General features: G+C 66.5%; 10 protein-coding genes and 1 pseudogene. 2 read left to right on the top strand and 9 right to left on the bottom strand.

What is annotated here, in order from left to right; all coding sequences use genetic code 11:
* Nucleotides 1-221: 221 nt before the first annotated feature.
* The 7 genes from IU450_RS36270 to IU450_RS36300 form a co-directional block, all read right to left on the bottom strand.
* Complete coding sequence (locus IU450_RS36270) at nucleotides 222-980, bottom strand: class II glutamine amidotransferase (protein WP_195154238.1); 759 nt, start codon at nucleotides 978-980, stop codon at nucleotides 222-224.
* Nucleotides 968-2,188 (bottom strand): hypothetical protein, encoded by a 1,221-nt coding sequence (locus IU450_RS36275; RefSeq protein WP_195154239.1) that lies wholly within the window; start codon nucleotides 2,186-2,188, stop codon nucleotides 968-970. The genes IU450_RS36270 and IU450_RS36275 overlap by 13 nt, the downstream gene beginning before the upstream one ends.
* A gap of 89 nt (nucleotides 2,189-2,277) precedes the next feature.
* Nucleotides 2,278-3,117, bottom strand: a complete 840-nt coding sequence (locus IU450_RS36280; protein ID WP_195154240.1) for a class II glutamine amidotransferase — start codon at nucleotides 3,115-3,117, stop codon at nucleotides 2,278-2,280.
* Nucleotides 3,105-4,151, bottom strand: a complete 1,047-nt coding sequence (locus tag IU450_RS36285; RefSeq protein WP_228835613.1) for a hypothetical protein — start codon at nucleotides 4,149-4,151, stop codon at nucleotides 3,105-3,107. Before IU450_RS36285 ends, IU450_RS36280 begins: the two co-directional genes overlap by 13 nt.
* A gap of 433 nt (nucleotides 4,152-4,584) precedes the next feature.
* On the bottom strand, nucleotides 4,585-5,439 hold the full coding sequence (locus IU450_RS36290; protein WP_195154241.1) for a Fic/DOC family protein: 855 nt from the start codon (nucleotides 5,437-5,439) through the stop codon (nucleotides 4,585-4,587).
* Nucleotides 5,439-5,681 carry a hypothetical protein gene (locus tag IU450_RS36295; RefSeq protein WP_195154242.1) on the bottom strand — a complete coding sequence of 81 codons (243 nt, stop codon included), beginning with the start codon at nucleotides 5,679-5,681 and terminating at the stop codon, nucleotides 5,439-5,441. Before IU450_RS36295 ends, IU450_RS36290 begins: the two co-directional genes overlap by 1 nt.
* A 250-nt stretch (nucleotides 5,682-5,931) precedes the next feature.
* Nucleotides 5,932-6,639: a hypothetical protein gene (locus IU450_RS36300; protein ID WP_195154243.1), complete on the bottom strand. Its 708-nt coding sequence runs from the start codon at nucleotides 6,637-6,639 to the stop codon at nucleotides 5,932-5,934.
* A gap of 286 nt (nucleotides 6,640-6,925) precedes the next feature.
* On the opposite strand from IU450_RS36300, the pseudogene IU450_RS41135 reads away from it, so the two are divergent.
* Nucleotides 6,926-9,938 (top strand): annotated as a pseudogene (locus IU450_RS41135) (Tn3 family transposase).
* Nucleotides 9,939-10,013: 75 nt separating this feature from the next.
* Here IU450_RS41135 and IU450_RS36310 read toward each other — a convergent pair.
* Nucleotides 10,014-11,027 (bottom strand): saccharopine dehydrogenase, encoded by a 1,014-nt coding sequence (locus tag IU450_RS36310; RefSeq protein ID WP_195154244.1) that lies wholly within the window; start codon nucleotides 11,025-11,027, stop codon nucleotides 10,014-10,016.
* 84 nt (nucleotides 11,028-11,111) lie between these two features.
* Here IU450_RS36310 and IU450_RS36315 point away from each other — a divergent pair, with 84 nt between their 5' ends.
* Nucleotides 11,112-11,696 carry a TetR/AcrR family transcriptional regulator gene (locus tag IU450_RS36315; protein WP_195154245.1) on the top strand — a complete coding sequence of 195 codons (585 nt, stop codon included), beginning with the start codon at nucleotides 11,112-11,114 and terminating at the stop codon, nucleotides 11,694-11,696.
* A 113-nt stretch (nucleotides 11,697-11,809) separates the two neighbouring features.
* On the opposite strand, the gene IU450_RS36320 is transcribed toward IU450_RS36315, so the two are convergent.
* Nucleotides 11,810-12,406 carry a recombinase family protein gene (locus tag IU450_RS36320; RefSeq protein WP_195154246.1) on the bottom strand — a complete coding sequence of 199 codons (597 nt, stop codon included), beginning with the start codon at nucleotides 12,404-12,406 and terminating at the stop codon, nucleotides 11,810-11,812.
* Nucleotides 12,407-12,668: the final 262 nt, after the last annotated feature.

Raw genomic sequence — 12,668 nt, forward strand, 5'->3', positions numbered from 1 at the left:
GTCGAGATCGACGTAACGCCATTCGTGGTCAGGGTCGTCGCGGTCGCGCAGCAGCACCCGTAGGTGGTGGCCATCGGTTGCTGGCGATGACCGCGTGGCCGTCGACATGTGCAGCCGAGCGAGGATGGTGGCCAGAAGTAGTAGGGCACGGAAGGATATCTGTCTGGTGAGGTAGGGGGTATTGCCGAGAGACGGCATGCAGGAAGAAGCGCCGGTGATGGTCAGGCGTTCTCGAACTCGATCAGGTCGGCGTAACGTTCGAGGCCATCGAGTGCCTCGCATTCGCAGCGCGGGAACCGTCGTAGGCACTCGGCGCAGAAGCCGCAGGCGGTGCAGTGTGAGCCGGGCTGCTCGTAGTCGAGTTCGCCGCAGGCCATGCAGTACTCCCAGTCCGCGGGGGAGGTGTAGCCCCAGGTGTGTTGCTGGTAGGTGCGGTTGGAGTACCAGATCTCGCCGTCCCAGTGCCCGTAGTGTTCGTTGAAGATGTAGGCCGAATGCTTATAGGCCGGGTCGACGGTCAGCAGGACCATCTTGTCGCTGCCCAGCCACCGCTCCAGCCGCTCACGCCCCTCCCACGAATCCAACGATCCGAACGGCCGGGTGGGCAGGAAATCCTCGGCGGCGATGCGGGTATCGCTGCGCTGGTCACCCAGACGCGGATGAACGTTGCTGGGCAGAATCCCGTTGTGTGCGAGCACTGTTCGATCGTCACCGCCGACGAGGAAGGGATGACAGTTGTCCACGCCGCAGTGGCCGTGGGTGGCCAGCCGGGAATGGAACAACGCCGCCCGCTCTGGATACTGGTCACGCACAGTGGCGAACTCGCCGATCACCTCCTCGGCGTCCATGCCGCGGCCGACGATGATGTCGGTGCCGGTGAGCACGGCGTAGCCATGGCCGTGCGGGTTGGCCAACGCACCGTTGGCCAGTGCTTCCAGGTCAGGGGTGATGCCGGGTTTGATGAATGTCAGGATGCACACGCGAGGGCCTCCATTTCAGCCAGCAGCGGGGAGTACTCCGGGCGCGAGCGCACCCAGGTGGTGAAGGCGGTCCATTCCCAGCCGTGCCGGCGTGCGATATCCGCCGCCGACAGCTCACGGGTGTATTCGACCGACGCTGCGGCGAACGCCAACGCGGCTTGGACCTGCTGAGGGTGCAGGGAGCTGGCGAAGACTCGCAGCTCGAAGGTGTCTTCGGGGAAAACGTTGACGGCCTGGTAACGGCTGTAACCGGCTTTGCCGCCCTTGGCGTAGTCCTGGGCGTTGGAACGCTGTTGCGGGGAGAACTTCGCCCACGATGAGGACCGCCGCGCCAGCGTGGTGACCCGGTCTTCGTTGCGGTAAACGAATTTCAACCACCGGTAGGCGTGCGCGGGGGAGGAGAAACCGGCGCGGGAGAGGTGGACGTGGATGCCAACGCCCTCGTCGGTGTAGCAGCCCAGCAACCGCAATCGGTTGAGCAGCTGCCATGGGAACTGTGCGCGCGAGTACTCATATGACATCGGGTGGGTGACGAGTTCGAACCCGCAGGAGATCGAGCTGTCCTTCTTCAGATACGCCAAGTCCCCGACGGCTGCGACGGCGGTGTCGACCGCGTCGCGATAGCTGGTGCCGGGAGTTTTGAGTTCCAGCTCCATGCCGAGGAACAGCGGACCGTCACCGTGGAAGCGGAGTTCGGGGGTGTAGTCCCAGTCGTGGACTCCGTCGAGGTCGGGGCTGTCGGCGCAGCTGTCGCAGTAGCTGGTGTCGCGCGGGATGAGGGTGGAGCAGTCCGAGCACTCGTGGTATGCCTCGTCCTCACAGCTGCTGCAGACTTGGTCACCTCCGGCGACGGACTGCAGATCGACCGCGAGTTTCCCGCAGTCGTCGCAGGTGTCGTAGTAGCGTTCGGCGCATTCGGCGCAGACTTCGTCTGCGGCATCGACGACGGTGCGGATGTCGCGGGTGTAGCCGTCGCACTCGCCGCATTGATGCCAGCCGGTCAAGCATGCGAGGCATAGCACGGTGTCTTCGATGGTGCGGGCCAGGGTGTCGGCGCGGGCGTGGGTGGCGCAGCTGTCGCAGCGCGCCAACGCGTCCGCGCAGGCCGGGCAGATGTGTTGCCCGTCGAGGGTGGTGATCAGGTCGTCGCTGCGGACGGAGGCCGAGCATTCTTCGCACGACGGGTCGGCCACAGGGGAGGCGGGCATGACGAATCGAGGTCCCTTCTCGTGGAATGCAAACAACCCCGCACCCAGCCCGAGCGACGGGCCAGATGCGGGGTTCTTGGAGGGAAGGATCAGCAGGTGGCGGGGTCGCGCCGTTGGTTCATGGGGCGCTGGCCTGCTGGCGGTGGCGGTGGCGGTGATGGTGACGAGCCGGGGTCAGCGCCCGTGGACCGTGGTGGCGTGAGTAGTGGGGTGATGGGTGTGGTGTGACAGCTGCAGTCGGGGAAGGCGGTTGCGCAGTCGAAGCACCAGCCGCAGTCGCCGCAGTAGCGGTTGGTGCGGTGAAGTTCGAGCTTCTGGCAGTTCCCGCACAGATACCGTCGTCGCCGTACCGGCCAGCGCAGTTCGGGCGGCAGGTAGCTGGTGTTGGAGTACCACACCCCGGCCACCCACTGCCCGGCCTGCTCACCGAACAGATAGGCGTGAAAGTCGTAGACCGGGTCGACGGTGAGGATCACCAGCTTGCTCGACCCCAGCCACGACGCCAGCCCCCTCGCGCCGCGGTGGGTGTCGATCGACCCGAACGGTCGTGTCGCCAAGTATTCCTCCGCCGCGATCCGGGTATCCGAGCGCGGGTCATAAGGTCCGGGATGCACCCGCTTGGGCAGAGTGCCGTTATGCGCCAATACGGTTCGGGCATCCCCACCGAGCCGGAACGGGTGACAGTTGGCCAGCCCGATGCTGCCGCGGGTGGCGTAGCGGGAATGAAACAACGCAGGCCCCTGCGGGTAGCGGGCACGAGCCTTGGTGAACTCTTCGATCACCCGGTCGGCATGCATGCCCCGCCCGACGAGGATCCGCCGCCCGGCGACGATCGCGAATCCGTGGCCGTGCGGGTTCGCCCGCGCACCGATCGCCAACGCCACCGGGTCAGCGGCGACCCACCCGGGAAGATATGTCAGCAGGCACATGCCAGGTCCTCCATCTCCGCCCACAGCGGCTGGTAGTCGGGCCGATCAGCGACCCAGGCGGCGAAGCGCGACCATTCCCAGCCGCCGGCGCGCACGTCGGCGACTCGTAGGCGGCGGGTGTAGTCGATGGAGGCGGCGGTGAACGCCAGCGCGGCCTGCACCTGCTGGGTATCGAGGGAGCTGGCGAACACGCGCAGCTCGAGGGTTTTGCGGGGGTGCGGGTTGATCGCTTGATACCGCTCCAAACCCAGGGCGTGCTGCGGGCCTTTGGCGGTGTCGCGCGCCCGCGCTCGTGCCGTCCGGTCGAACGGCGCGTAATGGGAGCGGCGCCGGGCGATGGTCGAGACGGCGGATTCGTTGCGGTACAACAATTTCATCCACCGGTAGATGTGGGCGGGGGAGTCGAACCCGGCGCGGCTGGCATGCACGTGCAGCCCGACGGTGGAGTCGGTTTCACAGTCGAGGTCTTCCAGCGCCGCGAGCAGCGGCCACGGGAACTGCTCGATCGCATACCGGTAGCTCATCGGATGGGTGACGAGTTCGAATCCGGTCGGGCGGATCGAGGAATCCTGCTTCAGGTATCCCAGCCGCCCGAGGTGCTCGGTCGCGACGGAGATGCATTCGCTGTAGCGGTAGCCGGGGACGATGATCTCGAGCTCCAGCCCCAGATACAGCGGGCCCTCGCCGTGGAAGTGGGGGTCGGGTTTGTAGGTGTAGTGCCACACATGCGCGCGACGGGTGCGGCAGTCACAGCTGTGACCGCGGCGGGTGAGGGTGCCGCAGTGCGGACAGGAGTCGAACCGGTCGACGCAGCCGGGGCAGGTGTGGTGGCCGCCGGCGATGTAGCGGCCCTCGGCGGTGTAGCGGCGGCACTGGAAGCACTCGTCATACAACACCGTGGCGCAGCGCAGGCAGACCGGGTCGTCGATGTCGGTACGCAGCCCCGGGTTGGTGGGTTTGCGGCAGGAAACACACGGCGCAAAGCCGACCGCACACTCAGCGCACAACTGACGCTCGTCGGCGGTTTCGGTCAACGCGAGCGATAACTGGCGGCAGTGAACACACAGCGACAGCTGCCGCACACAGTGTTCACACACCAGCTGGTGCTCGATCGGGTATCGGTCACCCGGTTCGCAGCTGGCGCAGACCGCGCACGGCGAAACAGGGGGGAATCGGGCATGACCCGCCACCTTTCGGAAACGACGGAACGCCAGACCGGAGAGCGGTCTCGCGGTCTGGCGTTCAGGGGCAAAAGGGTGTTGGTGATGTGAGGGGTGGGCCACCAAGTCACCTGTCGGCGGGGCTCGGAGGGGCGCGCGTCACCACGTCGATCGGCGGCAGGGGACTCCGACTACCGGGAAACCCGATCGCGATAATTTTGGCTACTACGCGCTCAGTGACGACCACCGCGACCTTGCCGGGTGTCCGGCTGACGCAGCATGTAGTGGCAGGGCCGCAGAAGTGTGGTCAGGCGTCGAGTTCTATTTCAGGTGCGTTCGGTGGTGTGGGCGTGCCGTGGGTGGTGGGAGCCCCGGTCGTGGGAGGCAGGTCGGAACCGAGAGCGCCGGTCAGTCCGGCGGCGTCGATGGCGTCACCGATGTGGGTGCCGGCCGTCTGGGCTCGAATGTTGCCGAGGATGATGGCGAGGTCCCGGTAATTGGTGGGATCCAACATCGTGGGAGTGGCGGGGTCGGCACGCGGGACCGTGATGCGCCGGAAGACCCCGATCAGGACGCGATGGTCGGTCGGCTTGCGTCCGTGAGTGTCACGTGACCACATTCCCGCCCAATTCCACTCTTCTGTGTCGACGTGGCTGTAGTCCAGTTCCCATCGCGCGCCGGAGATTTGGCGGTCGAGGAACAGTTTCTCGCTGCGTCCGTTGCCTTCACGAAACGGGTGGATGAAGTTCAACAGCATGTGAGTGCGTGCCGCGCGGTCGATGAACTGATTCTGATCCAGAGCAGCCCAGTCGATTTCACGGATTTCCGCGCTCACTTCGGCGAGATAGTCCTCGAAATAAGACGGGCTGGCGAATTCGAACTCGCCCTTGTATAAGCGGACGGTGCGGAACTGTCCGGCCCAGTCGTAGACGTTGGAGAACAGGTGTCGATGGATGGCGCGCCATTCGGCTGCGTCGCCGGTGGCGGGAATGTCGGCGCGGCCTTGCTCGATCTCGATCGACCGTAGCGTGGTTTCGCGGTATTCGCGTGCGGCGAGCTGGTCGGGATCGCGTATCCCGTACCGGTTGCGCAGGACATCACTGGGTGCCCCGCCCTCGGCGGGCCACAGGTAGGGATCGGTCCACCCTGGGGTGTGCGGCATCAGCGCGGACGCGGCCGGTGAGTGTGCCGCGCGGCCCAGTCGTCTGAGCGCCTGTCGTACTCCTCGGGGGTGATCGCCCCGGTGAGGACCGCGATCAGATCGGTGAGGGTTTCGCGGTCGGGTTCGATCCCGACTTCCTGGGCGTGGTTGGCTACTGTGCGAGTGACCGCGCGGCGCGTCGGCGCGTCCAAAGGCGCGAACAGGTCAGGGTACCGGCGCTCCCAGTCCTTGCCACGGCTCACCGCCGACCTCCTGCAGCTCATGAACTGCATTCCAGTCTGCCGAGACACTTCGCGAATCGCCAGCCACGGGACGCGTCTACCTGTCGGTGCGGCGCTCGCCGACTGGCCCGGGCACGGCGCCGAGGCGGTATGCGGCCAGCCGCGGCTTGCCGACGCGCACGTTTCGCCGCGCTGGCATTACCGGAGTGAGTTGCGTCCGGGCGCAGGGACCGAGTGCGCCGCGGTGGGCCTGACTGGAGCTCGTCGGGGGTCAGGTGAGGCGGGGAGCGGACGGGTTCAGTAGGTGGTTGTGCCAGTCGAGTTGGGTGTTGATGTCGGCGAGGATGCCGCGCAGCATCGACCCGGCGTCAGCGCTCTGTGGGTTCGGTGCGCCGGTGTTGTCGCGGAATGTGGGTCCCTGACCGTCTGCGGTGCCGGCGAAGTAGTCGACGGTGCCCAGTCGCACGCCGTGCATGCCGGCGATTTCGACCCAGACGCTGAGACCATCGGCATCCTCGCCGAGTTCGGGGCCGGTGGCCGCGTACAGCAGGTGCGCCGCCGGGTCCTCGATGTGCTCGACCCCGGTGATGGTGATCAGTTCACTCCACCCCAGCTCGCTGATCAAGTCAGCAGCTGCGGAGCACCACGCCCGACTCCACTCAGCGCTGGCTGGGATGCGAATGCTGGTGTGCGCGAGTTGTTGTTCGAGCAGGGTGTCGTCGAGGGTGAGGGCCGGTCCCGTGTGCCGATGGGTGGGTGTTCGTCCGGCGTAGGGGTCGATGTCGTCGCCGAGCGCTCGACGATCGGCGTCGGTGAGGAACTGACCGAAGGTGTCGGCGAGTACGTCCAACAGCGTGCTGTGGGGGAGGGCGTCGACTGCGCGTGCCAGGTGATCGTCGGTGAGGGTGTAGCCGGCGGCGCGCTTGAGCAGATCGTAGGGCAGCAGAAGGTCTCGGCCGTGCAGTCGCGGCGTGGTCATCGCAGCGTTCCTCGGGATCAGGTCGGCAGGGGGCGCAGGGGTGCGCGAGGCAGGTTCGGGTGGGTTGCATGCGGGTATCGGATGACGCCTCGCTTTCCAGGGCATAGGGGTGGCTGCGGCGGTGCGCCGTGGTTTGTGGGGTCCCGGTAGTAATCGCCGAAAATCCAACGAAGTTCGGGATGTGTGCTGGTAGAGGGTGATTTGTCGGTTTCGGATGCGGTGTGGGGTGGTTGGTGCTTGGCTTGGCTGCCGATGAGGTTGGTCGGGGCGCGGGAGGGCTGGGTTCGTGGCAACACGGTTATTCGCGGACGAGGAGTTGGCGCGTCTCAGGGAATTCCCGCAGATCGGCCGTGAGGAGCTGTTCCGGTACTTCACCCTCAGCCCCGCGGATCTGGCGTTCGTCGCCCCACAGGGCCGTGGGGCGGGTGTGCGCCTGGGTCTGGCAGTGATCTTGTGCAGTCTGCCATGGCTGGGGTTCGTGCCGGACAAGGTGGCGGACGCGCCGCCGGTTGCGGTCGCGCGGTTGGCGCAGCAGTTGAGTGTCGATGCGGCGCAGCTTCGTTCGTACGGTCGTCGTGCGCAGACACGTAGTGAGCATGTGCGGTTAGCGGCTCAGTATCTGGGGTGGCGTCCAGCCGGGGCGATGGAGTTGAAAGAGCTGGAGGAATTTCTGCTGGCGCGGGCGATGGAGCACGATTCACCGTCGCTGCTGTTCCGGCTGGCGTGTGAGTATCTGATCTCGGCGCGGGTGATCCGGCCTGGGCCGGTCACGCTGGTGGAACGGGTCGCGCACGCGCGTAGCCAGGCTCAGGCCGAGACCTTCGACCGGCTGGCGCACGAGTTCACCCCCGAGCGGTGCATGGCGCTGGACGGGCTGTTGGTCACCGACGCGTCGCTGGGGATCTCGCGGTTGCGGTGGTTGTCGACCGGGCCGGTGGAGGCCTCGGCGACTGCGGTGAAGGCCGAGGTGGGCAAGCTGGGATTCCTGCGCGGCCTGGGTGCGCACCGCTTCGACGTCTCGGCGCTGCCTGCGGAGCGGCGCCGGTTCCTGGCCACGATGGGCCGACGGTTGACCCCGCAGGCTCTGGAACGGCGGGATCCGCAGCGCCGGTACCCGATCTTGTGGACGGTGCTGGCGCAGTCGGCGACCGATGTGCTCGATGAGGTGGTGCAGCTGTTCGACCAGGCGATCTCAGCGAAGTTCAGCACCGCCGAGCGCCGGATGCGCGAGGAGCTGGCCGAGCGCGGCAAGACCGGTGAGGACCGGCAAGCGCTGCTGGACGAGCTCCTGGAAATCATCAACGATCCGGCGATCCCCGACGAGGAGGTCGGGAGTCTGGTGCGCGGGGAACGGATCGGGTGGGAGCGGTTGCGGGCCGCGGTCGCGGAGGCCAAACCCCGGTTGCCGTGCGATCACGGGCATCTGGCCGAGTTGAATTCGTCGTATTCGTATCTGCGGCAGTTCACCCCGGCCGTGTTGTCGGCGGTGCGGTTCGCCGGCGGCACCGCGGCCACGGAGTTGTTGCTCGCGGTCGACATGGTGCGCGAGTTGAACGCGACCGGCCGCCGCAAGGTATTCGATGAGGCACCGACGGGGTTCGTGCCGACGAAGTGGCGCGGCTACCTGGAGGAAGCCCGCCAGTCCGGCAATGTGACCTCGTATCGGCACTATTGGGAGCTGTGCGTGCTGCTGGGCCTGCGCGACGGGCTGCGCACCGGGGACGTGTTCGTGCCGGGGTCGCGTCGCTACGCCGATCCTGCCGCCTATCTGCTGACTCCCGAGCAGTGGGCGCCGCAGCGGGACGAATTCTGCCGTCTGGTCGGCAAATCCGCCGATCCCGGCCGATCTTTGGCCGCGTTGGTCGACGAGTTGCACGGCGCGGTTCGTGAGCTGGAGGTGGTCCTGGCCGAGGGCGAGGGCCCGGTGCGCCTGGACGAGGCCGGGGATCTGGTGATCTCCCCGCTGTCCGCCGAAGACGTGCCGGAGGAGGCGAAGTCGCTGAAGGCGGAGCTGACCGAGATGCTGCCCGTTCGCTCCGATCGTGTCGCTGCTGATCGAGCTGGACAAACGCACCGGCTTTCTGGACTGTTTCACCCACGCCACCGGAAAGCAGTCGCGCACACCGGAATTGAAACGCAACCTCATCGCCGTGCTGCTGGCCTATTCGACGAACCTGGGGTTGACCCGGATGGCCGAGGCATGCGGCATCTCCTACGACATCCTGTCCTGGACCTCGGAATGGTATGTGCGAGAGGAAACACTGCGGGCGGCGAACCTGGCGCTGATCGACTACCACCGGCGCCTGCCGTTGACTGCGGTGTTCGGGGCGGGCACGTTGTCCTCGAGCGACGGGCAGCGGTTCCCCACCCGCGGCAAGTCCCTCACCGCCAGAGCATTGAGCAGGTATTTCGCCGAGGAAGGTCTGTCCACCTACACCCACGTCACCGATCAGCATGCCACCTACGGCACCAAGGTCATCGTCGCCACCCGCCGCGAAGCCCACTACGTGCTCGACGAGATCCTGGGCAACGCAACGGATCTACCGATCACCGAGCACGCCACCGATACCCATGGGGTGACGCTGGTGAATTTCGGGTTGTTCGATCTTCTCGGGTTGCAGCTCTCGCCCCGGATCCGCGATTTGGGCCGGATCACCCTGTACCGGCCTGGACCGCGCGCGGACGCCGAATCCCGGTTCCCGCACGCCGGGCCGCTGCTGACCCGCAGGGTGAACCTCGATCTGATCGCCGAGCATTACGACGACCTGCTCCGGCTGGCCGGATCCCTGAAGTTCGGGCACGCCACCGCGTCCCTGCTGGTCGGCAAGCTCTCGGCCTCGGGCCGGCAGAACGCGTTGGCCGCGGCATTGAAGGAGTACGGGGCACTGCGCCGCACGATCTACGCCGCGAAATACCTATCGGATCCGGACTACCGGCGCCGCATCGCCCGCCAGCTCAACAAGGGCGAATCCCTGCACGCCCTGCGCCGCGACCTGCTCTACGCCCACGAGGGCATGGTCCGAGCCCGCCACCTCGAAACGCAGACCGAACAAGCCTGGTGCCTGACACTCGCGACGAATGCCGTAATCGCCTGGACGACAGAGTATTACGGGCTCGCTGTGGAGCAGATGCGCAGGGCGGGCCGACGTCTCGACGACGAAGTCTTGGCACACATCTCCCCGGCGCACAGCGAGAACATCAACTTCTTCGGCGCGATCGAGGTCGACATCGACGCCGAACTCGCCGCACTCGGTCCGACCGGCTATCGACCGTTGCGGGTGCGCGACACTCTGTTCTGAACGCATGCGGTCCTCCCGGGTGATCGGGCCCAGGCTAGACAGCAACGTGTCCGCTGGCGGCGCAACAGCCCACGTTCAACTGTTGTCTTGCGCATCGATGAACGTGGCACCGACCTCGCGCATCCGCTCGACCGCGTAGGCCGGTTCGATCAGGGACTCGGGAGTGTGGATGCCAGGCGGGACGGTCTCACCGCGCAGTCCGAGTAGTCGTTCGACACCGAGGGCGATGCCGAGCGCGGTCAGCGGGCGCTGCCCCGTCGGGTGGACAAGGGAACGACTCACGCGCAGCGGTGCGCCGACTCGATCCACTCCTTCGATATCGATCGTGGCCTCTGCGGAAGCCGATTCACCGCGACGGCCCGCAGATTCACCGACCGCGAAATCGAACCGGACATCCGATGCGCCCGTCGCGAGGGCAATGCTGGGCACGTCGAGGGTGGCGATGGCCTGGCCGGGTCGTGCGACACCATCGACGCCGTGCACCTCGGCGTGCGTGTCGGCGCCTGCGATCCAGGTGAAACCGCCGTCGCGGAGCACCATTGCCGCCGAGGTGGCCACAGACAGGCGCTCCAAATCTGCCACCCCCGCGGGCCCGCCAATGTCAGTCTCATCGAGCACCGCGCCGATCCGGATGGTATCGACCCGGTCGAACTGCCCGGCCAAGTGGATGGTCGCGAGGACGATGACACCGGCAAAAACGTGGCTGGCCACCAGGATCGGTGCGGCGGTTGATCGCTGCGCGCCCGCGACGACCTCCGGCGCGATGTCCACCAGACCACTCGAGATGCTCAAGTACGGCAGCCCGCGTTGCTGCGCATAGCGCAGCCCGTGCCGCCGACGATCCCACAGCGCCGCGACCACCGCCGAGTAGCCGTGATCAGCCGCGAGACCGAGATCGTCGCGCTCGAGATCGATGGTCACCGCCGTCGCGAAGCCCAGCTCGTCGGCGACCCGCTGCGCGCGAGCGAGATCACGGCCCGCGATGGTCAGCGGCAACGACGGATGCCACTGTCGCAGCACCGCGGCCGCTCCCGCGCCCGCCTGCCCCGAACCACCCATGATCAAGACCGAATCCGACTGCAGCGCCATGAGTTTTCACTTCCCATCTCCAACCTACATTTTGTAGTCTACACTTTGTAGCTAAAGTGGAGCGGCGACGCAAGGGAGGACTGATTGGCCACGACACGGACTCGCCTGCCCAAGCAGGCCAGGCGCGAGCAATTGCTCGATACCGCCTCGGCGATCGTGCGCGCCCAGGGCGCCGACGCCCTGACTCTGGTCACCCTCGCCGAGGCCGCCGGAGTGAGCAGGCCGATCGTGTACGACCACTTCGGCACCCGTCCCGGGCTCCTGCTCGCCCTGTACCAGCGGCTCGACGAACAACACCGGGCCGCGTCGGCACGGGCATTGCGTGAAGCCAGGCCCGTCGTGACCGAGATCGCCCAGGTCCTGAGCGCTGCCTATTTCGCCTGCGCCGTCGACATGCCGGAGCTCACCGGGATATCCGCAGCACTGAAGGGAGATCCGGACATGGAGGCGGTCCAGCGCGAGACCTACGACAGCTACACCGACCTGATGGCCTCCGCACTCCAGCCGCACTCCGGCCTCACCCCCGAGGCACTGCGGCTGCGCTGTATCGGCATCTTGGGCGCGGCGGAGGCAATCGCGACTGAACTGAATCACGGCCGCACCACCACCGCAGACTCGGTCACCGCCCTCACAGACCTGATCGTGGGCAGCCTCCATATCCCGAGATGACGTCAGGATCGCGAGCAACGCCCACCACCCCGACACGCTGACTGCCGGTCAAGATTCACGAGAAACCGCCTGTTAGAGATGACGGACGGAATCAACTGACGGGCCTGGCGCTGCTACTGGTGCCGGCCACGCGGATGGTCGCCGCGTTCGAGGTTGCGGTAGATGGTCTTGCGCGACACCGCGAACGTCTCGGCGATCTGAGTGACGGTGTAGCGACGGCGGCCACGCTTGTCGATCTCCTCGTACATCTCGCGCGCCTTCAGCACCTGCAACTCGGTCATGCTCGGTGCGCGACCGCCGACACGGCCGCGGGCCCGCGCCGCCTCCAGACCCTCAAGGGTGCCCTCGCTGATCAGGTCGGCGAGCATCTCGTCCATCGCGGCGATGACGTGGAACAGGAACCGCCCGGCCGGGGTGGTGGTGTCGATGCCCTGCTTGAGCACGACCAGATCGATACCACGCTCGTCGAGCTGCGCGGCGAGTTCGGTCATGTGCCGCACCGACCGAAACGGCCGCGACAATCGCGTGATTACCAACTCATCACCGCGGCGCAGGTACTCGAAGCACTTGTCCCACTCCGGGCGCCGCGCCAGCTTCCCCGACGCCTTGTCCACCCAGATCCGCTCGCACCCAGCCGCAGTGAGTGCGTCGATCTGGGAATCGTCCTTCTGCCCCCGCGTGGACACTCGCGCGTACCCGAACCGAGCCATACCCCGGACTGTCCCACAAAGGGCCGACACGTCCGGTTTCGTCCCATAGATACCGCACACGGATTCTGACCCACATTGTGACTCGCGGTGGAAAGTGGCGGTGTTCTCGCATTGTTAGGTGGCGCGCACCGATGAGGGTCTATCTCGCTAACGGTGTTTGCGGCGATCTCCATCAGTAGGTTTGGGCGTTGGGCCAGCGGTCGGCGAAGGTGATCGCGAAGGCGTTGACCGCGGGTTTCCAGCGCATGGTCCATCGTGCCCG

It is taken from the genome of Nocardia abscessus (genome assembly GCF_015477775.1).
GTDB lineage: Bacteria > Actinomycetota > Actinomycetes > Mycobacteriales > Mycobacteriaceae > Nocardia > Nocardia abscessus_A.

Bases quoted from the DNA above. Each gene is read 5' to 3' on its own strand.
- IU450_RS36275 (WP_195154239.1), bottom strand. From the start codon at position 2,188: ATGCCCGCCTCCCCTGTGGCCGACCCGTCGTGCGAAGAATGCTCGGCC.
- IU450_RS36300 (WP_195154243.1), bottom strand. From the start codon at position 6,639: ATGACCACGCCGCGACTGCACGGCCGAGACCTTCTGCTGCCCTACGAT.
- IU450_RS36320 (WP_195154246.1), bottom strand. From the start codon at position 12,406: ATGGCTCGGTTCGGGTACGCGCGAGTGTCCACGCGGGGGCAGAAGGAC.
- IU450_RS36290 (WP_195154241.1), bottom strand. From the start codon at position 5,439: ATGCCGCACACCCCAGGGTGGACCGATCCCTACCTGTGGCCCGCCGAG.
- IU450_RS36280 (WP_195154240.1), bottom strand. From the start codon at position 3,117: ATGTGCCTGCTGACATATCTTCCCGGGTGGGTCGCCGCTGACCCGGTG.
- IU450_RS36310 (WP_195154244.1), bottom strand. From the start codon at position 11,027: ATGGCGCTGCAGTCGGATTCGGTCTTGATCATGGGTGGTTCGGGGCAG.